This window comes from Arthrobacter phoenicis (assembly GCF_047238215.1).
Classification (GTDB): domain Bacteria; phylum Actinomycetota; class Actinomycetes; order Actinomycetales; family Micrococcaceae; genus Arthrobacter.
On the sequence record NZ_JBDFMK010000003.1, the window covers coordinates 25,645 to 51,526 of the forward strand.

19 protein-coding genes, 3 pseudogenes and 1 riboswitch are annotated in these 25,882 nt (G+C 65.0%); of the genes and pseudogenes, 12 read left to right on the forward strand and 10 right to left on the reverse strand.

Annotated features, from left to right (window positions below; genetic code table 11):
• The first annotated feature begins 239 nt into the window (after positions 1–239).
• Both ABC337_RS17835 and ABC337_RS17840 read left to right on the forward strand, forming a co-directional pair.
• Complete coding sequence (locus ABC337_RS17835; RefSeq protein WP_412885054.1) at positions 240–401, forward strand: hypothetical protein; 162 nt, start codon at positions 240–242, stop codon at positions 399–401.
• A 121-nt stretch (positions 402–522) separates the two neighbouring features.
• Positions 523–1,188: pseudogene (locus ABC337_RS17840) on the forward strand (Nramp family divalent metal transporter).
• Between the two features lie 138 nt (positions 1,189–1,326).
• Here ABC337_RS17840 and ABC337_RS17845 read toward each other — a convergent pair.
• Positions 1,327–2,061 carry a ZIP family metal transporter gene (locus ABC337_RS17845; RefSeq protein ID WP_412885053.1) on the reverse strand — a complete coding sequence of 245 codons (735 nt, stop codon included), beginning with the start codon at positions 2,059–2,061 and terminating at the stop codon, positions 1,327–1,329.
• 429 nt (positions 2,062–2,490) lie between these two features.
• On the opposite strand from ABC337_RS17845, the gene ABC337_RS17850 reads away from it, so the two are divergent.
• The 3 genes from ABC337_RS17850 to ABC337_RS17860 all read left to right on the forward strand — a co-directional run bounded on the left by ABC337_RS17850 (position 2,491) and on the right by ABC337_RS17860 (position 5,760).
• Complete coding sequence (locus tag ABC337_RS17850) at positions 2,491–2,844, forward strand: ArsR/SmtB family transcription factor (protein ID WP_412885052.1); 354 nt, start codon at positions 2,491–2,493, stop codon at positions 2,842–2,844.
• The gene (locus ABC337_RS17855; RefSeq protein ID WP_412885051.1) at positions 2,841–3,182 is read left to right on the forward strand and encodes a TFIIB-type zinc ribbon-containing protein; all 342 of its coding nucleotides are present in this window, start codon (positions 2,841–2,843) and stop codon (positions 3,180–3,182) included. The genes ABC337_RS17850 and ABC337_RS17855 overlap by 4 nt, the downstream gene beginning before the upstream one ends.
• A 61-nt stretch (positions 3,183–3,243) precedes the next feature.
• Complete coding sequence (locus tag ABC337_RS17860) at positions 3,244–5,760, forward strand: heavy metal translocating P-type ATPase (RefSeq protein ID WP_412885050.1); 2,517 nt, start codon at positions 3,244–3,246, stop codon at positions 5,758–5,760.
• 1,448 nt (positions 5,761–7,208) lie between these two features.
• Here ABC337_RS17860 and ABC337_RS17865 read toward each other — a convergent pair.
• A complete protein-coding gene (locus ABC337_RS17865) occupies positions 7,209–7,493 on the reverse strand; it encodes a hypothetical protein (RefSeq protein ID WP_412885049.1) in 285 nt (94 codons plus the stop codon).
• 484 nt (positions 7,494–7,977) lie between these two features.
• Here ABC337_RS17865 and ABC337_RS17870 point away from each other — a divergent pair, with 484 nt between their 5' ends.
• Positions 7,978–10,686, forward strand: a complete 2,709-nt coding sequence (locus ABC337_RS17870) for an AMP-binding protein (protein WP_412885048.1) — start codon at positions 7,978–7,980, stop codon at positions 10,684–10,686.
• Between the two features lie 111 nt (positions 10,687–10,797).
• Here ABC337_RS17870 and ABC337_RS17875 read toward each other — a convergent pair whose 3' ends face one another.
• The 3 genes from ABC337_RS17875 to ABC337_RS17885 form a co-directional block, all read right to left on the reverse strand.
• The gene (locus ABC337_RS17875; protein WP_347886008.1) at positions 10,798–11,022 is read right to left on the reverse strand and encodes a DUF3188 domain-containing protein; all 225 of its coding nucleotides are present in this window, start codon (positions 11,020–11,022) and stop codon (positions 10,798–10,800) included.
• Positions 11,023–11,297: 275 nt separating this feature from the next.
• Complete coding sequence (locus ABC337_RS17880) at positions 11,298–11,933, reverse strand: thioredoxin-like domain-containing protein (RefSeq protein WP_412885047.1); 636 nt, start codon at positions 11,931–11,933, stop codon at positions 11,298–11,300.
• A 29-nt stretch (positions 11,934–11,962) separates the two neighbouring features.
• Entirely contained in the window at positions 11,963–12,664 is a 702-nt protein-coding gene (locus ABC337_RS17885) for a DUF305 domain-containing protein (RefSeq protein WP_412885046.1), read from the reverse strand.
• Between the two features lie 734 nt (positions 12,665–13,398).
• On the opposite strand from ABC337_RS17885, the gene ABC337_RS17890 reads away from it, so the two are divergent.
• The gene (locus tag ABC337_RS17890; RefSeq protein ID WP_412885045.1) at positions 13,399–13,836 is read left to right on the forward strand and encodes a DUF6023 family protein; all 438 of its coding nucleotides are present in this window, start codon (positions 13,399–13,401) and stop codon (positions 13,834–13,836) included.
• A gap of 550 nt (positions 13,837–14,386) precedes the next feature.
• Here ABC337_RS17890 and ABC337_RS17895 read toward each other — a convergent pair.
• Positions 14,387–14,689: a DUF4193 domain-containing protein gene (locus ABC337_RS17895; RefSeq protein WP_412885044.1), complete on the reverse strand. Its 303-nt coding sequence runs from the start codon at positions 14,687–14,689 to the stop codon at positions 14,387–14,389.
• A gap of 231 nt (positions 14,690–14,920) precedes the next feature.
• Here ABC337_RS17895 and resB point away from each other — a divergent pair, with 231 nt between their 5' ends.
• Positions 14,921–16,630: a cytochrome c biogenesis protein ResB gene (resB, locus tag ABC337_RS17900; RefSeq protein ID WP_412885043.1), complete on the forward strand. Its 1,710-nt coding sequence runs from the start codon at positions 14,921–14,923 to the stop codon at positions 16,628–16,630.
• Positions 16,630–17,730 (forward strand): c-type cytochrome biogenesis protein CcsB, encoded by a 1,101-nt coding sequence (gene ccsB, locus ABC337_RS17905; RefSeq protein WP_412885042.1) that lies wholly within the window; start codon positions 16,630–16,632, stop codon positions 17,728–17,730. The genes resB and ccsB overlap by 1 nt, the downstream gene beginning before the upstream one ends.
• Positions 17,731–17,804: 74 nt before the next feature.
• On the opposite strand, the pseudogene ABC337_RS17910 reads toward ccsB, so the two are convergent.
• Together ABC337_RS17910 and ABC337_RS17915 are read right to left on the reverse strand one after the other, a co-directional pair.
• Positions 17,805–19,056: pseudogene (locus tag ABC337_RS17910) on the reverse strand (IS481 family transposase).
• 259 nt (positions 19,057–19,315) lie between these two features.
• Entirely contained in the window at positions 19,316–19,945 is a 630-nt protein-coding gene (locus ABC337_RS17915) for a hypothetical protein (RefSeq protein ID WP_412885041.1), read from the reverse strand.
• 118 nt (positions 19,946–20,063) lie between these two features.
• On the opposite strand from ABC337_RS17915, the gene ABC337_RS17920 reads away from it, so the two are divergent.
• The gene (locus ABC337_RS17920) at positions 20,064–20,414 is read left to right on the forward strand and encodes a hypothetical protein (protein WP_412885040.1); all 351 of its coding nucleotides are present in this window, start codon (positions 20,064–20,066) and stop codon (positions 20,412–20,414) included.
• Positions 20,415–20,668: 254 nt separating this feature from the next.
• Here ABC337_RS17920 and ABC337_RS17925 read toward each other — a convergent pair whose 3' ends face one another.
• Complete coding sequence (locus ABC337_RS17925) at positions 20,669–21,493, reverse strand: M23 family metallopeptidase (protein ID WP_412885039.1); 825 nt, start codon at positions 21,491–21,493, stop codon at positions 20,669–20,671.
• 1 nt (position 21,494) lies between these two features.
• A riboswitch (cyclic di-AMP (ydaO/yuaA leader) is annotated at positions 21,495–21,707 on the reverse strand.
• 791 nt (positions 21,708–22,498) lie between these two features.
• On the opposite strand from ABC337_RS17925, the gene ABC337_RS17930 reads away from it, so the two are divergent.
• Complete coding sequence (locus tag ABC337_RS17930) at positions 22,499–24,838, forward strand: bifunctional polysaccharide deacetylase/glycosyltransferase family 2 protein (RefSeq protein ID WP_412885038.1); 2,340 nt, start codon at positions 22,499–22,501, stop codon at positions 24,836–24,838.
• A gap of 392 nt (positions 24,839–25,230) precedes the next feature.
• Here ABC337_RS17930 and ABC337_RS17935 read toward each other — a convergent pair whose 3' ends face one another.
• On the reverse strand, positions 25,231–25,476 hold the full coding sequence (locus ABC337_RS17935; protein WP_412885037.1) for a hypothetical protein: 246 nt from the start codon (positions 25,474–25,476) through the stop codon (positions 25,231–25,233).
• A gap of 35 nt (positions 25,477–25,511) precedes the next feature.
• On the opposite strand from ABC337_RS17935, the pseudogene ABC337_RS17940 reads away from it, so the two are divergent.
• Positions 25,512–25,790, forward strand: a pseudogene (locus ABC337_RS17940) (thioredoxin-like domain-containing protein); the annotation flags it as partial.
• Positions 25,791–25,882: the final 92 nt, after the last annotated feature.

Consider the following 25,882-nt stretch of genomic DNA (forward strand, 5'->3'; position numbering starts at 1 on the left):
GGCCAATATGTAGAGAGTGAGAAGGAGGAAAGAATATGGAGGGGACAGCCGCCCTACCAAACCAACGGTGCTGACGCCTGTAAGCCGGCCGGACTGCCGGTTGTGGCTACGTCCCGCTCCTTGGTAAGGCGCTGGCGACGGACCATGGTGCGGCCGTTACGCGGCGGAGACAGTACCTTGGATGGTGCCACAGCATCTGGGATACAACCGTAGAGGTTCCCTTGCCACCGAAGGAATCAATGAGACTTCTCTGCGTCATCGCCATGGCCATCGTGGGAGTGCTGGGGGTGCTGTTCATCGCAGGGGCCGCTGACAGCACGGACAGGGTGGTCGGCATTCTGTTTTCACTTGCCGGGTTTATTGGTGCCTCAGGGGCTGCCGTCGCGTGGAAGGGCAGGTAGCCCGACCAAGGAGGACACCACGGCTGATCCGCACCGAGTTAGGAACGCCGAAAAAAATGTTTCAGTAAGGCTGAATTATCGCTATTGCGGTCATATCAGAAACCCCGATGGCGAGGACCCGATGGCCACTTCCACCCTCCCGGAAAGCCGGGCGATCAATCACCGGTGGCGGGCGCGGCTGCTGCTGATGGGGCCGGCATTCGTCGCCTCTATCGCCTACGTGGATCCCGGAAATGTTGCGGCGAACCTGACGGCGGGTACAAACTTCGGATACTTGCTCGTCTAGGTGCTCGTGGTCGTGAATGCCATGGCCGTCCTCGTCCAGTACCAGTCGGCCAAGCTTGGCCTTGCCACCGGCCACAGCCTTCCGGAAATTCTCGGCCAGCGCCTGGGTACCCGGCGCAGGCGGCTGTACTGGGTCAGGCCGAGGTTGTTGCCGGTGCGGTGGCACTGAATCTGCTCTTCGGCCTGCCCCTGTTGGCGGGCGGGGGGACTTCTCAAAATCCGGGTTCCGCTTCTCACCCGCCGCGTCATCACCCTGGTGCCGGCCCTGGCCGTTCTCGGGGCCGGGATCGAACCCACACTCGCCCTGGTCCTGAGCCAGGTCCTGCTGAGTTTCGGCATTCCATTCGACCTCATACCGCTGATCCGGCTCACCGGAAGACGGGACATTATGGGCATCCACACCGATTCACGCCCGCTAAAAATCGCCGGCTGGGCAAGCGCTTTCCTCATCGTTGGCCTCAACTGCGTGCTCATTCTCCTGACTATCACCGGCCAGTCGTAATGAACGTGACCGCATCAGTCGTGCCGAGGGCTGGTCGGGGGCCGCCCAGAGAAAATGAATCCGACAAACCGGGGGCGGTAGCTTACTGTCCCCCGGTGCATAAATCACCGCGGCCGCAATCAGCATGATCCGCGCGGGCTAGAGGGCGGCGAGGATGTAGATGGTAAGGAAGCCCAGGAAGAACATAGCGCCCAGGAATGCGGTCTCGGCATGTTCATGTGCCTCCGTCAGCAGTTCCTCCACCACCAGGTAAAGGAGGGCGGCGGCACCGAAAGCAAGGACCAAGGCCAGTGTCTGGTTGCTGGCGCCGCCGAGGGCAGCTGCACCACCGACGGCGCCAACGCCCGTAAGCAGGCCCAGGCCGCTGGTCGTGGCTACCGCCCGGGTTCGCGACAGGCCGTTGCTGGTCAGGTTAATCGTTACGGAGAGGCCTATGAAGAGTATCTCTATCGTCAGAGCAATCGTCAGGATCAAGCCCTGGCGGGCACCGAGTGACGCCCCCAGCCCGACCAGGATGCCGTCTAGGAGCAGGTCGATTCCCACGGCAACGAGCAAGCCCAACGGCAGCCCCGGTCCGGACGATTCCTGCTTCTGCTCAAGTCGCCGGCCAAGCGCGCCAAGTGCAAGCATCACAGCCGTGCCGGCGACGAAGCCGGCAATAGCCCAGGGCAGGCTTCCTTCGTTCCGCAGATCCGGGAGCACCTCGCCGGCCAATGCGGCCATGACGACACCCGCCGCGAAATGCTGGACAGCGCTGGTGGTCTTCAGCCCCGGGGGCCGCAGAACAGCGATGACCGATCCGATGACGGCCGCCGCGACGGGGAAGGCCACAAAAATAGCGGCGTCGGTGACATCCGCTGATGGTCCTGTCATGATCTCGTCTCCGGAACGTGTCCCGGTCACCGGGGCGTGGGTTGATGGTGGAACGGCCGACCCGAGAGGTCTCCGATCATGCCGCGGCGAGCATAGCGGAGTCGGCGCCAGTGCGATCAGTACACCATGGGAAGGCCGCTTCACCCGCCACCGGCGTGCGTTTCGACCCGGGGCTCTCTCGAGCAACCGCCTGCGACGACCGGTGCTGCAGGATTCTCGGCCTAACGCCAGGCAGGGGCGTCGCCCCGGGTGGATCCTGTGCCGCCGTAGTCACTTTTGTTGCAGGCGCAGCCTATCAACTTGCCTTTATATGATCAAATGATAATGTGTTCATATGACTCGGCGACTTCGATCCATCCCCGCCCCTGTTGGCTCGCGGGGAGCCGGGACGTCAGCGGTTATCGGGCACGTGTTGATGTCCTCCGGGCGGTGCTGCCCTCGGCGGAGGATGTTGAACGCGTCGCAGCGGTGTTCCGGTTGATGGGCGACCCCGGGCGGGTCCGGATCCTCGCTACGCTGCTGGAAGCCGGGGAGGTGTGTGTGCAGGATCTTGCCTCGGTGGCCGGGCTGAGTGAGTCCTCGGTGAGTCAGGCCCTTCGGCTGATGCGTGCGCACCGTGTGGTGGAAACCCGCCGGGCGGGCCGTGTCGTTTTTTACCGGCTCGGGGACAGCCATGTCCGGATGCTGCTGGACCTCGCGATCACCCACGCCGGCCACTCTCCGGTGGTCACTGCAGCCCCTGCCCTCACTGAACCTTACCCCAACCATCAGGAGCCATCGTGAACACTTCACCAACCCCTCTCACCTGCCCCAAATGCGCTGCGGAGATGCGTCCCTACGAGCGTAACGGCGTCATCATCGACCAATGCACCGGGTGCCGCGGAATCTTCCTGGACCGGGGCGAGCTCGAGTCCCTGATGGACGCCGAAGCCTCGTTCTACGCGGCCCGGAACCCCGCCCCCGCGAGCCCGCAGGCCCCGTATATCCAGCCTCCGTCCCCGCAGGCCCCGTACGGTCAGCCGGCTTACCCGGACCGCAGGGACGGACACCACGGCTCCGGGCACGGGGACCGGCACGACAGCCGCAAGCGCGGCGGGTTCCTCGGTGACCTGTTCGGGTAGTCCCCGCAGACCTTACTCCCGCCAATTGATCCTGATCCCGTGAATTGAGAATTGAGCACGCATGGCAACCGACACACAACTTGACCTGAGGACCGTGCTGCCGGAGGCGCTGGATGAACAGGACGCCTGCGTCCGCATCCTGACCGACGGCCTGCAGGCCCGGGAAGGCGTCATCAACGCCCACGTCAAACGCCCGGACGGCGCCGAAGCGGCGCAGCTGTGCGTGCATTTCGAACCCGGTGTCATTAGCCTGGGCAGGATCCGTGAGCTGGCCCTGTCTCTGGGGGCACGGGTGGACAGCGGCTTCGGGCATCTCAGCCTCGACGTGGACGGCATCTCCAGGCCCGCCCGGGCGCAGCTGCTCGAACAGCGGCTGCGCGGCCTGGACGGCGTGGCCGAGGCCCACGTCTCCGCCACCGGTTCTGTGACGGTTGAATACCTCACGGACCGGACCTCGGAGAAGGCGATCACGGACGTCCTGACACGCTTCGGAACGCCACCGCACACAGGCCGGCGCGGCCCCCAAGCCCCCGGGGCAGGTCCAGGCGAGGCAGCCGCACCCGAAGCCGCCGCACGCGGGGCAGAAGCGCACGACCACAAACACGAAAAGCGCGAAGAGCATGATCACAAACATGGCGGGATCTTCGGGGAGCGCAGTGAGCTGATCTTCGCGATCCTGTGTGCCCTGACCCTGGCGACGGGTTTCCTTCTCGGGCTGAGCCCCGCGGTGCCGGACGCGGTTTCCACGGGTCTGTATATCGCCGCGTATTTCTTCGGCGGCTACTACACGCTCAAGGAAGCCATCCAGACGGTGATGGCCAAGCGGTTTGAAATCGACTTCCTGATGCTGGTCGCGGCCGCCGGCGCCGCGGTGCTCGGGGACCTGGCCGAGGGCGCCCTGCTGCTGGCGCTGTTCAGCATCGGCCACGCCCTGGAAAGCTACGCCATGGGACGGGCCCGGCGCGCCATCACGGCCCTGGCGGAGCTCGCCCCGGACACCGCGATCGTCACACGCGACGGAACCGAGCAGGAGATCCCGGTCGGTGAGCTTCGGATCGGCGACACCGTCGTCATCAAACCCAACAGCCGCATCCCCTCCGACGGTTACGTCACCGTCGGCCAGGGCAGCGTGGACCAGTCGGCCGTGACCGGGGAAAGCATCCCCGTCGACAAGACCCCGATCGGGCCACAGGCCTCCCGCGTCGAGGCGGACATCCCCGCCGAAAGCCGCATCTACGCCGGCACGGTCAACGGGCCCGGCGTGCTGGAGATCGCGGTGACCCGGCTGTCCAAGGATTCCACGCTCGCCCGGGTCGTGCGGATGGTCAGCGAAGCCCAGGCCCAGACCTCCCCCACGCAGCGCTTCACCGACCGGTTCCAGCGCGTGTTCGTCCCCGCCGTGCTGATCCTCGTCGCCGTCCTGCTCTTCGCCGGCCTCGTCATCGACGAACCGTTCTCCGCCACGCTCTACCGGGCCATGGCCGTGCTGGTCGCCGCCAGCCCCTGCGCCCTGGCCATCTCCACCCCGAGCGCCGTCCTGTCCGGGCTGGCCCGCGCGGCCCGCGGCGGCCTGCTCATCAAAGGCGGCGGCCCGCTGGAAAACCTCGGCACCCTGCGTGCAATCGCTTTCGACAAGACCGGCACCCTCACGGAGGGCAAACCGGAAATGACCGACGTCGAACCCGCAGACGGCGTCACGGAATCCGAACTGCTCAACGTCGCCCTCGCCGTGGAGTCCCGAAGCGACCACCCGCTGGCTTCGGCCATCGTGACGGCCGCCCGCGCCCGGCTGGACGGCTCACCCCTCCTGACCGCCGGGGCGGTCACCAGCATCACCGGGCGGGGGGTCAGCGCCCTGATCGACGGCGAACAGATCCACATCGGCAAGCAGCGGCTTTTCACCGAAATCGACGGGGCAACACTAACCCAGGACATCACCGACGCCACCGCCCGCCTCGAAGCCGCGGGCCGGACCACCATGGTCGTCCGCCGGGGATCACGGTACCTGGGCGTCCTCGGCCTGATGGACACCCCCCGGGACTCCGCGGCACCGGTCGTCACGCAACTGCGCGCCGCCGGCATCCGGCACATGATCATGCTCTCCGGCGACAACCAGACCGTCGCCGACGCCGTCGCCGGGAAGCTCGGACTCGACGAGGCTCGCGGCGACCTCCTGCCCGAAGACAAGGTCGCGGCCGTGATCGACCTGCGCACAAGGGAACACAAGGTCGCCATGGTCGGCGACGGCGTCAACGACGCCCCCGCGATGGCCAACGCCACCGTCGGAATCGCCATGGGCGCCGCCGGCTCCGACGTCGCCATGGAAACCGCCGACGTGGCCCTCATGGGCGACAATCTCGAACGGCTCCCGTTCGCCGTGAACCTCAGCCGGCAATCCAGCCGGATCATCCGCCAGAACCTCTGGGCCAGCCTCGGCGTCGTCGCGATCCTCATCCCGGCCACGATCACCGGGGTCATCGGCATTGGCCTCGCCGTCGTGATCCACGAAGGATCAACCCTGCTCGTCGTCGCCAACGCCCTGCGTCTCCTGGCCTACCGCGAACCCAAAACCAAATAGCGTCCCTCCGCGCTCGGGACGCGTCCAGGGGCGCGGGCGTCTGAGACCACAACACCCGTACCCCCGCGGCCGGAACGGAGCTCGTGACCGGGCCCGCCTATGCTGTGGTGGTGTTGAATGGTTTTGGGCCACTGCACCGGCGTTCGAATAAAGTGCGTGTTTGGTGCCAGGGGAATGATCCCGCCCAGATCCTGATCAGTGTCGTTGGTCGTCAAGCCAGGCATGACACCCAGACATTTCAGGTCGTGGCTTTCATGGCTGTAGGGGGCGGTGCTTCACCCGCGGTTTGTCATTCGTGGACACAGTGTCCATAAGCACGTTCGGAAAGATTTTAAAAGGATGAGTCAGTGCAGAACATTTTCGTTGCGTCGGGCCTTCAAGCCCTGAGCACGGCGCCTGCTCCCGGTCCTGGGACTGACGGGTTGAGGCCTGGTTTGACTGCGGACCGGGTGACGCCGGGATTACTCGGATTCGTGATGACAGCGTTTATGGTCATAGCTGTTGTGATGCTCATGGTGTCCATGACGCGGCGGATTCGCCGGGTGCGCTACCAGGCGCAGTTCTCCGCCTCAGGACAGGACAGCGGGGAAGCGCCCGGTGGAACGGTGTACACCGTTGCCGAGCAGCCCGGGGCTGAAGCGGAACCGCCAGCGGATAGATTTTCAGCCGACTGACACCATCCCGTACGTTGGTGTACCGCAGGCCCGGTCCGCGTGTTATGCCCCGGGAATATCCGCCGTTTACGGGCGGAATCCCAGCGCTGTGCGAGAAAGTAGAGGTCTTCGGGCAGCAGTGTGAATGCTTCTCCCATGAGTGCCCCGTGTTGGCGATCTGCCCGCTCTCGGCCGTGAATCCCGCTCCCGCGCTGCCGTTGACAACGGACTCCCTGTAGCCAAGGAACTCGGGACCCTGGCTCCTGCCGATATAGACGGCCTTCCCCGCGAAGCTGTCATGCTTCCTGACCCATAAGGTGATCCGCGCCCCAAGGCAGCCATGTCCGCGGCAAAGGAGGCGTCGATGGTCTTCTGCCGTTCCTTGGCGGAGGCAGATTCCTGCTGGCTGGCAAACGCCAGCGCGGACGGGTAGGGGTCGAGGTGTCTGGCGCCCATTTGCAGGACGCAGGTAGCGCTGAAGCAAAACCCGCCCGTCGCCTACGGGCGTTTATCGGCATAAATGTCGAGCTGTCTGGCTGGTCCATACACTCCGCCGGCCGCACCCGCTGTCCGCGAACCCAACAGGACGGGACCCTCCGCTAAAGGGATGTCTGCAACAAGTGCACAGCTCGGGCCTTAAACTGGCGGAGCCCCGGTCAAACAGCGGTTGACCGAAGCTCCGATCGAATTATGCTCACACTAAGCTTGTAGTTCGCTGGGTGCACAGAAGGGTACGAGGACTTTTCGGACGCGACGGGTCAGCGATGTTGCGTCGTAACGGTTCACTGCGTGGCGCTACTTGCTGGTGGGCGTCCGCGGTGGGGTGATGCCGCACGCTTGGAGCAATGCCGTGACCGAGGCGCCTGGCACCTGGTCACCGGCCTTCGCGATCTGCTCCAGCGGGGCGGCGAACTCGGCCGGGACGCCTGCGGCCTTCGCTGCCGGGAGCAGGCGTGAGAGGACCTGCTGGTCCCGTGCGCTGAGCTGCCCGTCCTGCAGAGGCGAGCAGATCTGGCCGCGTACCGCGTCGGCGGCCGCCGTGGCTGCCTGTGAAGCGGCGTCGCTGGCGGCGCCTTTCACTGCGTCCTGTACCTGGCCACAGCCAGCCACAAGCAGAATGAACGGGGCCCCGATGACAGCGGCAAGACGACGATTCATGCCCTTATCGTAGTCGCGGCACCCGAGATGCACGAACGGTCGGCGCCGCGGGCCCACGGGCGGTGATGCTCCGGGGAACACCTTCAGGACAATCGATTTTGCCTGGGAGCCTGCCGGACAGTGTTTCCTTCCCGACGCCGCCGATCAGCATCAGGTTGCTGCCCAATCCGACGCTTTTCGTTCGCACTACAGGGAAGGCCCCGTCGGATGCGCTGTGCCGCGCGGGCGGATGCCCGCGGTCCGGGACCATTCAGGGTTTGGGCGAAACGGTCATTGGCCACAACAGTTGGTCGAACACTCGTTTTCATACCCTGCCAGCCCGGACGACCCCAACGCTTTAAGTCACGAAAGCGTTTCCTAATTATTCCAGTTGAAGTTAGGTAAGCCTTCCCTCTATGGTGGCGCGGTGACTCTTCCCCTTGAAATCGCGGGGGTTGCCTTTGCTGCGGGGCTTGCCCGCCATGGCGACCGGCCCGCCGTCCTCACCGGTGCCCGGGCCGTCACCTACAGTGAACTGGCCGGACGCGTGCAGGATTTCGCGCACCGTTTGGGCACCTCCCGGCGGCTCATCGCGCTCGCCGCCGACCACAGCATCGACGCCCTCGTGGCTTACCTCGCCGCGCTCTCCAGCGGCCACCCGCTGCTGCTGGCCCCCGCGGACAACCCGGCCGCCCTTGCCTCGCTCGTGGCGGACTACGATCCCGACGTCGTCATCCGCCCTGCTGTTGGTGGGCACGGGGCAGATGCGCTGCGGCTGGAAGAGGTCCGGGCCGGGACCATCCACGAGCTGCACCCGGACCTGGCCCTGCTCCTGAGCACCTCCGGCTCCACAGGGTCCCCCAAGCTGGTGCGGCTTTCACACAGCAACCTGCAGTCCAACGCCGAGTCGATCGCCGAGTACCTGGGCATCACATCCGACGACCGCGCCATGACCACGCTGCCCATGTACTACTGCTATGGGCTCTCGGTCATCAACAGCCACCTGCTCCGCGGTGCAGCGTTGGTGCTGACCGGCCTGTCGGTGGTGGATGATTGCTTCTGGCAGCTGTTCCGGAACCGCGGGGCCACGTCCTTTGCGGCCGTGCCCTACACGTTCGAGCTGCTGGACCGTGCCGGTTTCGCGGACCGGGACCTGCCCACCCTTCGCTACATCACGCAGGCCGGAGGACGGCTGGCACCGGAGGGGGTGACGCGGTATGCGCGGTTGGGCCGTAGCAAGGGTTGGGATCTGTTCGTCATGTACGGGCAAACCGAGGCCACGGCCCGGATGGCCTACCTGCCGCCACACCTGGCGGAGGGGAATGCCGGAACCATCGGCGTCCCGGTTCCGGGAGGAGAGTTCCGGATCGACCCCGTTCCCGGCCCGGACGGCCCTGGAAGCCCGATTGACCCTGAACAAGGGTATGGGGAGCTTGTCTACAGCGGGCCCAACGTGATGCTCGGCTACGCACAGAAGCCCGCGGACCTTGCCCTGGGTCGGACTGTGCAGGAGCTCCGCACCGGAGACCTCGCACGGCAGCGCACCAACGGGCTGTTTGAGGTGGTGGGACGGCGCAGCCGCTTCGTGAAGATCGCGGGCCTGCGGATCGACCTCGGCCAGGTGGAAAAGATCCTCGCTGGCCTCGGCCTCAACGCAGCCTGCGCCGGGACGGACGCCGGACTGGTGGCCGCCGTCGAAGGAACCCACGACGAGCGGATGATCGCCAAAACGCTCGCCCAGGAGCTCAGCCTGCCGCGCGCCGCCGTCGCCGTCCACGCCGTCGCCGGGCTGCCCCGCCTGGCGACCGGCAAGACCGACTATCCCGCCGTCCTTGCCCTCGCCGCGGTGCATCCCGGAAGCACGAAGCCGCCTGCCGCCGCCGTTCCGGGCTCAAGCACCGGGGCGGGCGGCACCGGTGCTTCCGGCACAGCCGTCGTTCTTGGAAGCGGACCTGACGAGGACGGCACGGACACTGCTGCGGGCGGGTCGCTCGAGGACGTGAAGCGGATTTTCGCTGACGCGCTGGAGCGTGAGGACATCGGCGACGATGATACGTTCGTCTCGCTGGGCGGGGACTCGCTGTCCTACGTGGCGGCGTCGGTCCGGCTGGAGCGTGCTTTGGGCCAGCTGCCGGCCAACTGGCACGTCACACCCGTCAAGGACCTTACGCGGCCCGGGCGAAGCCAGCCCGGGCGCAGGCCCCGGCGGATCATCGCGCCGCTGGAGACCAGTATCGTGCTGCGCGCGGTGGCGATCCTGACCATCATCAGCACCCACATTGACCTGATCCGCTGGCCCGGGACGGCCCACATCCTGATGGCCCTGGCCGGATACAACTTCGCGCGCTTCCAACTGGACGGGCAGCGGCTTCCCCGCCTCCGGCGCCAACTCAGCAGTCTGGCCAGGGTGATGCTGCCCACCGTGGCGTTCATCGGCGCGGTGATGCTGCTCGCCGGGGACAAGTTCCACTACACCATCGCCAACCTGTTCCTGCTGAACACGATGATCGGGCCCGCCGGCTGGACGGACGCCTGGCACTTCTGGTTCATCGAGGTGCTGGTCTACGTTCTGGTAGGCATGATCGCGCTGCTGTCCATCCCCTGGGCGCACCGCGCGGAGAAACGCTTCCCGCTGGTCTTCCCCCTGGCACTCGTGGGCATCGGGCTGATGTTCCGCTACAACCTGGTGCCAGTCGACATCCTGCACACGCGCCCGGTGCTGTGGCTCTTCGCCCTGGGCTGGGCCCTTGCCCGGGCCCGGACGTGCCCGCCGCGCCTGGCGCTTTCCATCCTGGCAGCCCTGACCCTGCCAGGCTACTTCGATGACCCCTGGCGCGAAGCCACCATCCTGGCGGGCATCCTCATGATCGCGTGGATTCCGGCCATCCCGCTGCCCCGGATCCTTCACCGCGGCGTCGGAGTGGTCGCCAGCGCGTCGCTGTACATCTACGTCACCCACTGGGTGGTCTTCCCGGACTTCAAGGAGGGCCAGCCGGTACTGGCCGTGCTGCTGTCCGTGGCTGCGGGCATCGCCTACTGGGCCGTCGCAGTGCGGATCATGGGTGCTGCGGAGCGCGGCCAGTCCTGGCTGTGGAGGCGCTGGAAGACCCGCCGGCGGCACACAACCCCCGGATAGACCCGGGAGGCAGTCCGTGCCGCGTCCTGTCCGGCCGGTTCCCCGCAAACGGATCGGATGCAGTCAGCAGGCCTGCCGCCAGCCGAAACTACGACCCAGCTAGGCGGGTGGCTACTTCCGGAGGCTTTTCTGTACCTTGTGCCCGCGGATGACAACGCCTGCGCTGTGAAGCACCAGCCCCACACCGATGACGGCCAGCGAGGCGAAGGTCAGGGTCTCGTTCCTGAAAACTTGCCCCAAAATAGTGAGTACGATTCCGACGGCGATCGCTCCCATGGCGCCGAAAACAACGGCTTTGTAGGAGGCGGAAGCGGTGGCCCAAAACTCATTCAACACCAGCCCAGCATACCTGCCAGCTTGCCCCTAAGCGTTTGCCCGTGGCTCCGGTTCTCGCGGCGCCGGTCAAGGCCATCACTGAACCTCCCCGCGCCGGCCGCCCACCTATCTGGCCCGCCGCTATCCCGCTAATGCATCTCCCTGATGGGCGGCAGCGGAAGGAGCGACACCGTCCAGACCCCGGGTTTGTCTGCTCACCGCCTCGTCGCGTCATCTACCCGCTGGATCGACCCTGTCTACACTATGCAGAGTGCACTGGGGGCGGAGGGCGGCGGTCAGCCCTGGACGCCGCCGCTGCAGACGGCCCCGGGTTCTGGGGTCTGCGGGCCCTGACGGTATTTCTGGATGAACGTCGCCAGGCGCCCGTCGCTGCTGCTGTCCACCGAGAGCTGTTTGCCCCAGGCGGTCACGGTCACGGGCGAGGCCTGTCCGGCGACGGGGCTAAGCAGAATGTAGTCCTGGCTGCCGGCCAGGGAAGTCAGTTCGGCGACCTGTTCCTTGGGAAGGTCCGGCCGGTAGGAGAGCCAGACCGCGCCGTGTTCGAGGGAGTGCACGGCCTGCATCTGCTCCACCGGGACGGTGTAGGTCCCGCAGTTCGTCCACACCGGGGCGTGATCTCCGCCGGTGGCCGGGGTCCGGGGGTAACTGACGGGTTCGCGGGTGTGGTTCCGGGACTGGCCGGGGTAATCCTGCTCGCCTTCCACGGGCCGGGCCGCGGCCGCCTTGGCCTGCTCACCCTGCTGCACATCACCGACGAGCACGAACGTCACGGCACCGATGATCGAAGCGACCAGAACCGCGCCCGTGCCGTAGATCAGCCACGCCCTCCGCCTATCGGCGGCGCGCTGCCTGGTCTGGATGGCCTTCAGGATGGCTTTTCGTTCCGCGGCGCTCTTCCGTGATGCCGACATTGTGGTTTCTCGCTTTCTTCGAAAGGGGGTCAGATCCTGCCGCGCAGTTCCTGCAGGGCGGTGATCTCCGCGGTCTGGGCGTCCACGACGCGGGCGGCGAAGTCCCGGACCTTGGACGTCTCGGCGAGGCGGACGGCGGCCCGGGCCATCTCGACACCGGCCTGGTGGTGGCGGATCATCATGTCCGTAAAGAGCCGGTCGGCCGTGGCCCCGGAGGCCTCGCGCAGCGCTTGCATCTGCTCGGCGGTGGCCATGCCACCCATCCCGCCGGTGCCCTGCATCCCGCCTCCGGCGTCCGGCGTCATGGCGTGCCCGGCGCCGGTCTCTGCCCCCATCCACGCCCCGGGCGGTGCCGTGCCTGTCTGGGGCAGGCCCCAGTCCTGCAGCCAGGCGAAAAGCTGCCCATTCTGCTGCTGCTGGGAGGTGGCAATGTCGTAGGCGATAGCTCGGATCTCCGGGTTGGCGGACTTGTCACGGATCAGCAGGGCCATTTCCACGGCCTGGGCGTGGTGGGCCTGCATGTCACGGGCGAATCCGGCGTCGGCACCGGCATCAGATACCTGCGCGGGCGCCGGGGCTGCGGTCAGCCGGCCGATGGCGAAAAACGCCGCGGCCGTGAGGACCACGACCGTGACGAAAACAATCCACAGCCGCATCGTCCGGGGCCGTTCTGCCCCGGGCTGGGGGGTGTCCGGTTCCTCGGGAACGGATGAGGGGCTGCCGATATCCATGCCTACATGATATCCACGCTCCCGGCCGGTCCCGCGGGTTCATGGTTTTACCGAACAGCGCCTCTGAGTGCAGGGGCAGCGGGTCCTCTCCTGCGGGGTGAGGCCCCGTTCCGCTGCGTCAGCGCCCTCTCGTGATGGCGTGGCGCCGACCCGTCATCGCGTCCCGGCGCCTCAACCTGTTCAGTGGTGTGCCCGCTGACTAGCCACATCAGCCACCTGATGATGCCGCCGGAACCAGTGCCCCTGGACCCTCGTTCGTGGCCCCCCGCGCACGTGTCTGCGGTCATGCCCGCCGTACCCACGGGCGTCCCTCCTGCCATACCCGTGGCTGTCACGCCCATAACGGCGTATCCGCTGCCGTGTCCAATGCCAGTTTGTTTCCTGCCTCCGGCCGGTCCCTTAAGTGCCGGCGCCTGGGAACCGACCTGCCCGTGATGGGCAATGGCCCCTGACGGGCTGGTGGTTCCATCAGGGCGTCAGGGGGCGGCTTTTGCGGGTAAGAGCGCCAGGCGATGCGAGCATGTGTCAGTAGGCCGGCCACGGGTGAAGGGGTCAGGCGGCTGCCCTACGGCCCCAGCCGGCTTCCTGCCGGTTCTTGGCCGGGGCGGGTTCCTGCCCGGTAGCGGATGCCAGCCCGGACAGGCAAAGGTCGGAATGTCCCGTCTGCCCGCTGCGGTGCTCGCGCGGCACGGGAACGTGGGTGCCGCAGCTGATTGGCCGGGTAGATTGGAGGGATGGCATACCTTTCTCCTCTGTTTCGGCGCGCCCTTTGCAGTGTGGCTGCGGCCGCTGTCGTGGGGGCCGTGTCAGGCTGCGCCGGGCAGGTCTCCGCGGGTAACGCTGACGTACCGGCATGGCAGGCCGCCGCGCTTCCCGCCGGTTCGGGGACCGTAGCGGCGGACGCCGGCAGAATCCTCAACGGGCAGCCGGTGGTTCACACAAAGGACGTGCAGGCAGGCAGCTATGAGTTGACGCTGGTGTGCGAAGGCGGCGGCAAGGCCTTCCTGGGCGTGCGCTCCGGCGGCAACGAGGTGATGGAACTGGGGGCGGCCTGCAACGGCGCGAAAGAGACAGCGAAAGTCAGCGTACCCGAAACAGGCCCGCTGGAAATACGTGCGTCCAGCGTGGATGCACCCCTGCTCTACGCCTACCAGCTGACGGCTGCCGGGTAGGTAGGTGGCTGGCCAATACTGCCAGGAGGGAGGCCGGCATTGATCTCCGCAGTGATGAGTTGCACACCCTGGATACGCTGGATTTCCCCGTAGGTCGGCCTCGCCGGCGCCGCTCGCGCCCGGGATTCCCACGATCCGCCATTGGCAGTGGCTGTACCGTGGGAGGCGTGGGTCCCCGGGCAGATAGGTCGGCCAGGGCCACTGCCAGCGAGGAGCACCACCCCTTCACAGGACTTGGTTTCCACCCGCGCCAAAAACCAGTAGCGCAGTAGCCGTGGCCAAGCTGGCCGCTGTAGATGCGCTGACGACGGGGAGCCATGAGTTAACCTGCTCGGGTCCCCGACCTGCTGTGGCCCCGCAACAGCAGGCGATACCGCCAATGCAGGTCCGAACTGAACCGACTACGCGGACAAAGCCTACTTTGGTGCCCTAAGGATCAGATCTTCGCCGATGAAGGGAACCGGCGCCCGGGCGCCCGCGCAGCATAAAAGATTGCAGTGCCGGCCCCAAGCGACCAAGGTACTGCTGGCTCCGGGCATTTTCTCAAGATTCAGCCTTCGCATTCAAGGCAGGAAGCGTGCCCGTCCCTTCCGGCGGCAATCTGTGAACGGTGCCGGACCAGGAAACAGGAGTAGCAGGTGAACTCGTCGTCCTTTTGCGGGATGACGTCGATGGCCAGCACCTCATCGGAGAGGTCAGCGCCTGGCAGTTCCACACCATCGGTCGTGTCAGCCTCATCCAGCGCGCTGACCACACTGCGGGCGTCCGGGGCGTTGGCGGACCGGAGGGCCTGAAGCGTGGCATTACGCGATTCTGCAACATCGGGGCGTGCTTCGTCGTAGTCGGTGGCCAACTTGATTCTCTTTCGTTGTGCTTTCGTGGGAATGAACCGTACCTTATGGCATTTTGACGGCGAGGCCGGGCCGGTCAAGCCGACCTCGCGTCCTGAAGTCAAAGGCTCCGGCAACCCGGCGAATTTACGGCCTCTTGTGATCCTATGAAGGTATACACAATCATTACTTCTACGTATTGTAGAAGATCCGGTGGAGGCCACGCCCCGACGCCGAAGACCTGAAAGTAGCCGATGCCTGTACACACTGCTCCGGGGAACCGAACTGTGGTTCCCCCGCCGCTGGGGCTGCCCGGCATGCTGCGCTGGGCCTGGACCCAGCTCACAAGCATGCGCACGGCACTGTTCCTGTTGCTGCTGCTTGCCGTTGCCGCGGTGCCGGGGTCGCTGTTTCCGCAGCGGCCCGCGAACCCTGCCGTCGTGGCTCAACACATCAAGAACAACCCTGACTACGGCAGGATCCTGGACGCGCTCCAGCTTTACGATGTGTACTCCTCAGCCTGGTTCTCGTCCATCTACATCCTGCTGTTCATCTCCCTGATCGGCTGCGTTCTTCCCCGAGCCATCGCGCACTACAAAGCCATGCGGTCGCAGCCGCCGCGAACACCCAAACGGCTGTCCCGGCTTCCCGAATACGGTACGCTCGTGCTTCCTGTGGGAGCCGGTGTCCCTGCGTCGCGCGCTATTGCGGAGGCGGCGGCGCTCCTGAAAAAACGCGGGTACCGCGTGGAGGTAAGGGACGACGACGCGCGGCCGTCTGTGGGGGCCGAGCGCGGCTTCCTGAAGGAGGTAGGCAACCTTGTCTTTCACACTTCCCTGATCGGCGTCCTGGTCTGTGTCGCCATCGGGGGGATGTTCGGCCACCGGGGGCAGAAGATCCTCGTCGAGGGCGACACCTTCGTGAACACCCTGGTCGGTTACGACAACTTCGCACCGGGGACCAATTTCCAGAGCACCCAACTGGTTCCCTTCACCGTCACCCTCGACAAATTCGACGTCCGCTTCGACCGCGAATCAACCAAGCAGTTCGGCCAGCCGATCGACTTCACCGCCGCCCTCACCACCCGGGACGGACTGAACGCACCACCACGGCAGCAGATCTTGAAAGTCAATGAACCGGTGTACTTCGGGGAGACAGGGATGTTTCTCGTTGGCAACGGCTACGCCCCCGTGATCACGGTGAAGGACGGAAACGGGCAGACCGCGTTCAGCGGGCCCGTTGTGTCCATTCCCACCGATGCCGTCTTCACCTCCACGATCGTGGCCAAAGTTCCTGATGCCGGACCGTCCCAGCTGGGCTTTGCCGGTTTCTTTCTCCCGTCTGCGGTGAAGAACGCCGAGGGTGTCGCGTACAGCTTCGATCCGGACCCGTTGAACCCGCAGCTTAACCTGAACTCGTACTACGGCGACCTCGGCCTGGATGATGGGAAGCCGCAAAACGTCTACAACCTGGACGTACAGAAGCTGACACAGCTCAACGGACGCGGCCTCCCTGCCGGTGGAATTGTCCTGAACGCCGGGCAGACCTACACGCTGCCCGAGGGCAAAGGCTCGATCAGCTTTGACGGACTCAAACGCTATATCGGCGTGGACATCCGGACGGTTCCGGGCCAGGCCGGTGTCCTGGTGTTCTCGCTGCTGGCAGTCGCCGGGCTGATCACCTCCCTTTACGTGAACCGCCGTCGCGTCTGGGTCCGGGCCGGCAACAATGAGGATGGCAGGACCATGGTGGAGTACGGGCTTCTGGCCCGTGGCGAGGACCACCGCCTGGCAGCGGAGGCCGCGGCCGTGCGGTCCTTGCTGGCCGGGCAATGGCGCCTCGCCCCAGGGACGGCTTCCAGCGGTCGGGCGGATAATGACGTGACAGACACCCCCCGGGCACAGCCCCCAGCAGGCTTGGCCCAGTCAACAGCCGACCCGCACGAGCAAACGAAGGAAAACTAATGCCTACCCTGAACGAGACCATGGGCCAATACAGCGAGCTCTTCATGCTGCTCGCGGCCGGCACGTACACAGTGGCCTTCATCGCCTTCGCCTGGGATCTGGCCAAGAGCAGCAAGACCCTGCGCGCGGTGGACCTGAAGGCGGCAGCACTGTCCGGCGCCGAGGCGGCCCGCGTCCCGGTGGGCGCCGGCGTCGGGGCCTCCGGCGGGGCTGTTGACCGCGCCGACTCCGAGGTGGCCGGGCCGGTCGGCCGGGCCGAGCGCCCGACGTCGTCGGTCTCCGGCAGCCAAGGCAGCGGGGCAGGCCTGACCGCCGACGGCGGTATGCGCTACGGCGCTGAACGCCGCGTTCCGGCCCGGGTCGCCGTCGCCCTCGCGGTACTCGGGGCCGCCATCCACGCCGCCGGCGTCATCACCCGGGCGCTCGGCGCGGGCCGTGTGCCGTGGGGCAATATGTACGAGTTCTTGACCACCGGCGCGTTCGTGGCCGTGGCGGTCTTCCTGCTGGTGCTGGTCCACCGCGACCTGCGCTTTCTCGGCACCTTCGTGATTGGACTGGCCATCATCATGCTGGTCGCGGCCTCCGTCGCGTTCTGGACGCCCGTGGGCCACCTCGTGCCCGCGCTGCAGAGCTACTGGCTGATCATCCACGTGTCCATCGCTGTGCTGTCCTCGGCCCTGTTCACCCTGACCTTCGCCATGTCCGCGCTGCAGCTGGTCCAGTCGCACCGGCAGAAGACCGTTGCCGCCGGAGGGGCCGACAAGCTGGGCTTCATGCGCCTCGTTCCGAATGCGCTGAGCCTGGAGAACCTGTCCTACCGGATCAACGCCATTGCTTTCGTGGGCTGGACGTTCACGCTGATGTTCGGCGCCATTTGGGCGGAGAAGGCCTGGGGCCGGTTCTGGGGCTGGGATACCAAGGAAGTTTGGACCTTCGTGATCTGGGTGGTCTACGCCGGCTACCTGCACGCCCGTGCCACCCGAGGCTGGACCGGAACCCGCGCTGCCTGGCTCTCGATCGTGGGCTACCTGTGCGTAGTCTTCAACTTCGCCATCGTGAACCAGTTCTTCAACGGCCTGCACTCCTACTCAGGGCTGTGATCACGGCCGGCTCACGGCGGCCAGCCAGATCCCCACAGCCTGGGCATGACGGTCAGAGCGCAGTAAGTGGGGGTTCATCGCCTTCGGTCTGTGCATTGTGATGTCGCGGGACATCGACTACAGATGTCCTGCGACATCGACGACACCCCGGTCTTCGGACCGGGGGTGTTTTGTTTATTCGGCTGATAGCCGCGGGCAGGATTGATGGTGAACTCGGCGAGGATTTCGCCGGTGCCGTGCTCGACGGCAGCGACGTCGGCGTCTCGGACGAGCAGGATGACGGGTTTGTGTTTGTGGGCGCGGCCGATGCCGAGGTGTCGGAGGCGTCCGGCATGGCGCAGTGTGACCTTGCCGTCGGCGTCCACGCGGTCGGTGCGGATCCGCCAGTGCTGTCCCTGGGCCGCGATGGCGGGCCCGGCCTTGGGGGTTGCCTCGTAGGCTTCGGAAGGTGTGCGGCGTTTGAGGGCGCGGTGCGGCCGTTCGTGGTTATAGAGCTGCTGGAACTTGGCCAGGAGCTCGTTCAGGTCGGCGATTGTGTGCGCCTCGGGCTGATGCTTGAGCCATTTTTTGAGGGTCTGGTGGAAGCGTTCAATCTTGCCCTGGGTTTGGGGGTGGCTGGGACGGCCGTTCTTTTGAGTGATGCCCAGGGACGCGATGAGAGTTTCGAAGGCGTTTCGTCGGCCGCGGCCGCCAGCGAGGCGGGTGGTGTAGACGAGGCCGTTGTCGGTGAGCGTGGAGGCGGGCAGGCCGTGCTCTTGCGAGGTGTCCAGGAAGGCATCGACCACGACGGTTCCGGTGACTCTGGGGGTGGGGCGTGAGGTGAAGCAGGTAGCGGGAGTGGTCGTCGATGAAGTCCGGGATCTCCACGGCGGTCCCGTCGGCCAGCGTCCAGTAGGTGAAGTCGGACTGCCACATTTCGTTGGGCTGGGCCGCGGTGAAGCGACGCAGCGAGGACCGGGGCCGCTTGTGCGGTTCCGGGACCACCGTGCCTGCATCCCGCAGGATCCTATGGATCGTCGATCTGGCCGGCGGGGTGCGGCCTTCGCGTTCGAGGTGCGCGGCGATTGTCTCGGCACCGGCGTCGAGGCCTTTGGCGGCCAGCTCGGTGCGCAGGGCAAGGATGCGGACCCGGACCGCGGGATCAGTGGCTTGCGGGTTGGTAAGGGGTTTGCGGGAGCGCGGCTCAAGACCGGCGTCGCCTTCGGCCAAATACCTGGCGAGGAGTTCGTGGACCCATTGGCGGCCGACGCCGTAGCGGCGGGCAGCCTCTGCTTTGGACATTCCGCCCTCGAGTACGGCCAGGACGATGACCTTGTTCTTCGACATGGCCCATCGTTGACGGAAGGCGCGTCGCCGATGACCCGGGACACGCCATGTTCCGTCGCCGATGTCCCGAGACACGTGTCGCGTGTCAGCTGTCGTGCATGCCCCGAGTCATGTGTCGCCTATGTCCCGAGATCACACACTTCGGGCTGTGCATCCCCGAGCCCGACGGCGTGGAACGCGCAAGGCCTACCCGATCATCCTGGGCTTGTTCGCTTGGCCCGATAGCAGGTCGGCGCGTACAGGGAGGCAAGGTAGCTGCTCAGGGCAATGAAGCACTCCGACGGGCAGTCCGACGGCCCAGAAAAACGGCAGCCCCGCCGACCAGCAGGCTCAGCAGGAGCAGCACCCACCCCGCAACCGTGAGCGCCGATGCGAGGGCCACGGCGCCGGCGTCGGGAACCGCGGGTGCCAGCGCCGCATCGATGGCGGCATTGCCCCACAACCGCACCCCGGCAAACAGCAGCGGCAACGCCCACAAGGCCCAGCGGAGACCCTTCTTCGCCACATTGGTGCCGATCAGCATCACCCAGCTCAAGCCAAAGATCAGGGGGAACAGCGTGCCGGCAGTCTTGTGGACGTAGCTCAGCTGGCCGCGGGCATCGTCGTCCATGACGGCGCGCAGCTGGGCGGCATAATCGGCAGGGAACCCGCCGATCAGCGAGTCAGGCATGGCCAGTCCGTTGGAGAGTTGCGTCATCTGGTTCAGCGTCAGCAGATGTACGTACCAGAACAGGAAGAGGCTGGCCACGACGCCGGCGATCACAATGAGGTTGCTGTTGCTCTGGGCCCTCTGCGGCGTCCGTGAGGAAATCACCGGGGGCAGCTGGTGCTCGGGGACTGCGGCTTTGGCGCCGTGCTTCCTGATCCGCTGGGCGGGGGTCTTGGCCATGGCTCCATTATCCCGTACCTGGTGCTCTGCTCTTGTTGACAAACCACATGACGGGGGCGTCGCATGGGGCGATGGGTGATGATGGGCAGCGCAGGGCACGGTGGATGGCTCCCTGGTCATGCTGGTCCTGGCCGGTGCGAGCGTGGCCATCGCCCGGGTTTCGGCAGCCACCGGCGCGGTGAGGCAGTTCGAAACTACCGCCCTGATTCCCGGTATCGCCGTGCTGATCATCGTCATGGCCGGCGACAAGATCAGGGGCCGGTCCGCCGGCCAACCTATGGTCCTGACCCGCCTGAAATGGAAATACCGCGTCCTGACAATCGCCGCGATAGCAGGTGCGGCAATCACTTGGTTGCTTTCTTTAGCCCGCCCGCACGATCTTCTGATCGCCGCGTACATTCCCGCCGTTCTGGCGAACCTGATCTTCAACCTTTTCGATCGACGCACACCACTTCCCCCTAGTGCCTAACAGAGCAGACGACATTGCCTAACCTTCACGAATCAGGCAGAAGGCAACCTCAGATCGGGGCTCTCCAACCGCAGAAGCCGTTCTGAGGTGTTCGGCCGAAGGTGCACGGTCGTTGGAAACTACAGTCTCTGGCGGCCCGGAATGGGGCGTCCGCCTCTGTCCTCCATCGTGCTAGACCAACCGGGATTTGTAAGCAATGTCACATTCAGGTCACGGCAACTCACGACGGTTTGAGAGTTCGCCATCAGTTGACTTTAGAGCCAACCGTTCGGGTCGACAACTTGACCGCTGACTTCCACCTCGAAGTGGAGGTGGCAGCCGGTGGAAGCGCCCGTGGTCCCGCTGAAGGCCACAACGTCCCCCCGGGACACTTTCTGACCCTGGGTCACGTTAAAGGAAGACAGGTGGTTGTATGTGGTTTTCAGGCCATTGCCGTGATCCACGACCACGCGGTTCCCTCCGCCATAGGGGTGCCAACCTGCGAAGGTGACGGTGCCTGCGGCAGCTGCCAGGACGGAAGTGCCGCACTGCGCCACAAGGTCCTGTCCTCGATGGAAATCCCCTGAACCGGCCGTGATGGGGCTGACCCGGTACCCGAAGGGCGAAACCGTGGTCATCGCGGCGAGCGGGGCGCCAAGAGTTCCAGCGGAGGCTGCGCGGGTGATGGAACCGGCCGACTGGGCACTGAGCAGCTGTTTTAGTCTGCCGTCCGGGTCCGCCTGGGTGCCAACGGCGGAGCGGCTGAAGCTTATCTCGGCGCCGGCGGCGGCGGAAATTTCAGGCTGGGCGCCGGCAAAAACGGCGGACGCGCCCTGGCCAGGTTGTTGCGATGCCATCACCGGGCCGGTCACCGGAACGCTCACGGTGAGTACCAGGCCCGTGGCCGCCAACGCGATGCCGGCCTTCTGGCCCAGGCCACTGGCACCGGCGAAATCAGTGATCTGGCGGAAGGGCCCCCGGCGCCGGCGTGCTTCCCTGTGCGGATCGCGGGGCCTGGCCGCGGTAAACGCCTCGATCGTCCGGGGTGCCGGAACGGGGCCTGTCGCGCGGCGACGGCCCCTGGGGTATTGCGTGGCCAAGTTTTCCTCTCTGGATAGCCTGCGAAGTTAGCTGTCGGATTCGGGTCAGAGAGTTCAAAGACCCGGTCCGCCGTAACAAGCACTTTGCGCAGAGATGTCCCGGAGGATCGTTAGCTGGAAGTGGGCTTGCTGCTGACGGACTTCACCCCAAGGCAGTCCTGCGACTGCCGGTCGTGGTTTCCCCGCCTCTGCCAGTTGGTGACTTGTGTGCACCCTGATCCGCTGGCAGAGCTCGGCTCCGGATCAGGTAACGCTTTGGTATCGATGGTGTGAGTCAACTATAGCTACGAAATCGGACTCGTAGTAATTCCGTTATCTAGCGGAATCTACCCTCAACGCGCTCGGTGATCCGCCGCTGGGGGCGGGTCTCGCCATCAGGTTCGCCAACTGGCCCCTCGCCGCATTCATCGCGGGACCGGACTGAGAAAGAGTAGCGCACAACCATCTCCTGATCGTCCGGTAACGTTCGTTCGCGAGACGCTGGCCGGGCGTTCTTCTGATCGCTGACATTTCAGGACAAATTTTGTAATGGTTTCCGTGTACCGGGAATCCGCGGGTACCTCCTGTTGTCCTCCTGGACGTCGCGCCCACCGCCGGCAGTGCTGCTGGTGGGCGTGGAAAATATCATCCGATTCGGCGTCTAGCGGTCTTTCGTCATGGTGCCCATCCCCTGTTGCGTCCATTGACCGCAGGGCACACCCGAGCAGTGTCTCTTGGAGAAGCTTCGCGGCGCCGTGGAATCGACGATGGCCAGCCGATCCAAGTGAGTGGGCACCGGTCTCGCTTCGAACGCGCGTGCGGCCATAGAGCAAAGCAAGTAGTGCCCCCGGCGCAAATACGCGTAAACACTACGGATGTGTCCGGGGCGGATGGTTTTTAGGCTCAAGGGATCAAGGAGCCCCACCCACCGTTGCCGCCACCCCCGGCTCGGACGGTGTAAGTGTCCCGGTAGTTGAGGCCCCTGTTCCCTTCCTCACCCGTGTCTTGGTTCCTGCAAGGATTCCCATGATCGATCCGGCGTATAGTCCACCGCGACCTCGAGGAGCGCCTGTCTTCTTCGATCCCAGTGGTAAACGCTGGCGGCGGATCGTTAGCAGCTTCCTGGCGCTCGTATTGATAGGCGTGCCGTCCTTGGTCTGGATCCTCCCGGGCGTAACCGCCCCGGTTCGGACGGGTCAGCTGAATCAGGAACCAGGCTACCCCCGGCAGTTACTGTCGACCCAGGACCTTGAGAGCATCCCGCAGATCGGGGCGGAAACCGGCTTCGCTCTTGACCGGATTGCCCTCGTTGAACGCAAAGACGGGAAGGTTTTGCTCAAGGATCCCTTCAGCAATACAGTGTGGCGGGAGGCAACGGCAGCGGAATCCGAAGTGATCGGCGCTAGCCCGTACGTGATGGAAACGTACGGTAAGCCCGCCGACCGGACGCTGATGCTGACATTCGATGACGGTCCGGACCCCCAATATACGCGCGACATCCTCGATGTTCTGGCCGCCGAAGGCGTCCCGGCGACGTTCTTCTCTGTTGGCGACAACGTCGTCAAGAACCCTGACGTCTTCAAGAGGATGATCAACGACGGACACATGGTCGGCAACCACACTATGTCGCACATCGACTTCTGGGCCAATGGGGACTCCTACAACCGGCAGCAGATCATCGGGGCTGACCGCGTGATGCGCGCCGCAGAAAACTATGCCTCGAGGCTGTTCCGCATACCGCAGGGCAATCCTGAAAACAACACCCTGGCCCTTCTGCAGGCCCAGCAGCTTGGATACCTTCACATCAACATGGACATGGACCTAAGAGACTGGGACTATGCGCCCGGAAAGCCCATCAAGACACCCGAGCTGGATGGCAAGGGCCACATTGTGCTCGTCCACGACGGAGGCGGGGACCGCAGCGCCACCATTGAAATGCTCAAGACCTTCATCCCGCAGGCAAAGGCTCAGGGCTACACGTTCTCCACCGTGCAGCCCCTACTTCCTAGCGAATTTATCCCGCAACGTAACGTATCGACCAACGTAAATGACCATCTGACTCTGGCGACCATCACGGCCTACCTGGTCACACCCAACGTTGTAATAAGCTGGCTGTTCTGGTTCGGGGTGGGTTCCCTGACTCTTCTTTCTCTGCTGTACGTGGTGCTGGCCCTGATAGGCAACTCCCGCCAAAAGCGGCGGCGCTGGGCCGCGATCCCGGAGCAGGACTGGCCACTGGTGAGTGTCGTCCTGCCCGTCTTCAACGAAGAGCCTGTTGTCAGTAAGACTCTGGCTGCTCTGCAAGAGAGCGACTACCCCCGGTTCGAGGTTGTGGCCGTGAACGACGGATCCACGGACGGTACCCTGAATGTTCTCAATGAATACGCAAAGAAGTGGCCACAGTTACGCGTGCTGGACCAGCCCAACAGCGGAAAATCCGAGGCAAGTAACAACGGTGTTCTCCACGCGAAAGGTGAAGTTATCGTCACCCTCGACGGTGACACCCTTTTCGAATCGCAGACCATCCGGATGCTAGCCCGCCACTTTTGCGGGGCCCGAAACGGCAAGCCTTTGGGGGCTGTCGCCGGCCACATCAAAGTTGGTAACAGACGCAACGTGTTAACCGCCTGGCAAAGCTTGGAGTACTTATCGGGCATCTGCGTGACACGGATGGCCGAAGGACTCCTAGGGGCGATCGCCATCGTTCCTGGCGCCTGCGCTGCTTGGCACCGTGAGGCGCTGCTGCGCCTGGGAGGTTACTCCACCGACACCCTCGCTGAAGACGCAGACCTCACTCTCTCACTACAGCAGCTTGGTTACAGCATCGTTCAGGATAACGACGCGGTTGCCTGGACTGAAGCCCCGATGACTATCAAGGGACTGTTTAGGCAACGGCTGCGGTGGACGAACGGCAACATTCAGTCGATGTACAAACATCGCAGTATGCTCTTCAACCCCCGCTACGGAGCGTTGGGCATGCTCAGCATGCCCTACGCGTTGATTTCGGTGCTCGTTCCGCTGATCTTTATGCCCGTGACCCTTGTTGTCGCGGTCAGCAGCCTCGCCCGCGGGGAGTGGCAGGCCATCGCCGTCTTCGCTGCCTTCGTCGCTGCAATCCACATGATTATCTCGGCCGTCGCCGTCTTCATGGTCAGGGAGGATCCAATACACTTTCTCCTGGTCCCGGTTTATCGCATCATCTACGAACCACTCCGCGCTTACGTGCTCTTTGGGTCCCTGATGCTGGCCCTGAAAGGCCGCGCAGTCGGGTGGTACAAGCCCGAACGGACCAATAGCGTCCTGATGCCGCGTAATCCCATGGCCGCCACCGCCATCGCTGCCCGGACGGACGCTGCCCACGGCTGACGAGAATAAGTCCAAGAACTGGTGACGGATGGACGGTTGCGCAGGAAGCCCGATCCGGTCTGCCCGCATGTAATGGCGGGACCGGGCGTCGGGACCGAAATGTCCAAGGTATCGGCTCTAGCCAGCTCAGATTCTCCATAAATTGGTTGCCCACAATGCACAGCTTCGTAGGTAACGCTTCACGCATTTTTCCGTCGCTGTACCTGCCCGCAACGGCGTGTACGCTGGCGGGACAGCTTTCACCAAGCTCTCTCAGCGTTAGAGAATCCGAACTTGGTTCGAGCTTCGCTTGACGTTCGGTACGCCCCGGCTAGAGAGGCGCCGGGACTGCAGGCACGCAGCAAGTCCTCGCTGCGTGCCTGCAGTCCCTTGCTGAGCGTGGACGAGGGACATCAAGTCCAGTGGTAATTCTCGTCCTTCCTGGCGGCCCGGCGTCGGGCCGCGACGGCGTCAAGCACCAGGACGAGCATGAGCAGGAACGCCACTGGAAGTCCGTAGAGTGCGGTGGAAGTGATCCACACCGGAGCCACGGTGTTGTTGAAGGCTGTGGCCATGACGGTGCCGACGGCAGCTAGGGAGAGCGCGGCAACTGCCGCCGCAAGGATCAAGAGGACGCGCCGGAAGCGCTGAGCTATCATACAGGCAACGCTAACAGCCCGGTCAGACCCGGGCCGTCCACTCCCTCGAACACGGAGCCGTGTGGCTCTCCTACCGGCCCGACCTTCCCAAGGAGCAGATCGCCGAACTGACCTCCCTGGCCGGCCAGCAGGACTACCTCCTGCTCAGCCCCGTCGCCGGCCAGGCCTCGCCGGTGACCGCCACGGCCTGGGGTAAGCAGCTCCCGGTGGACATCCGCAGTGACCAGCGACTGGCGACGTTCATCCAAAAAAATCGGAAGAGTCCGCAGTCGGAAGTATCACCACCGCTGCTGCGGAACATCGTATTGACGTAAGAAACTGAGGATGTGCTGCCAGTTCGCCGAGGACTTCTCGGCCGAGGACTTATCCGTCGACGAAGCCTTAGCACGCGCGGAGACACCCACAA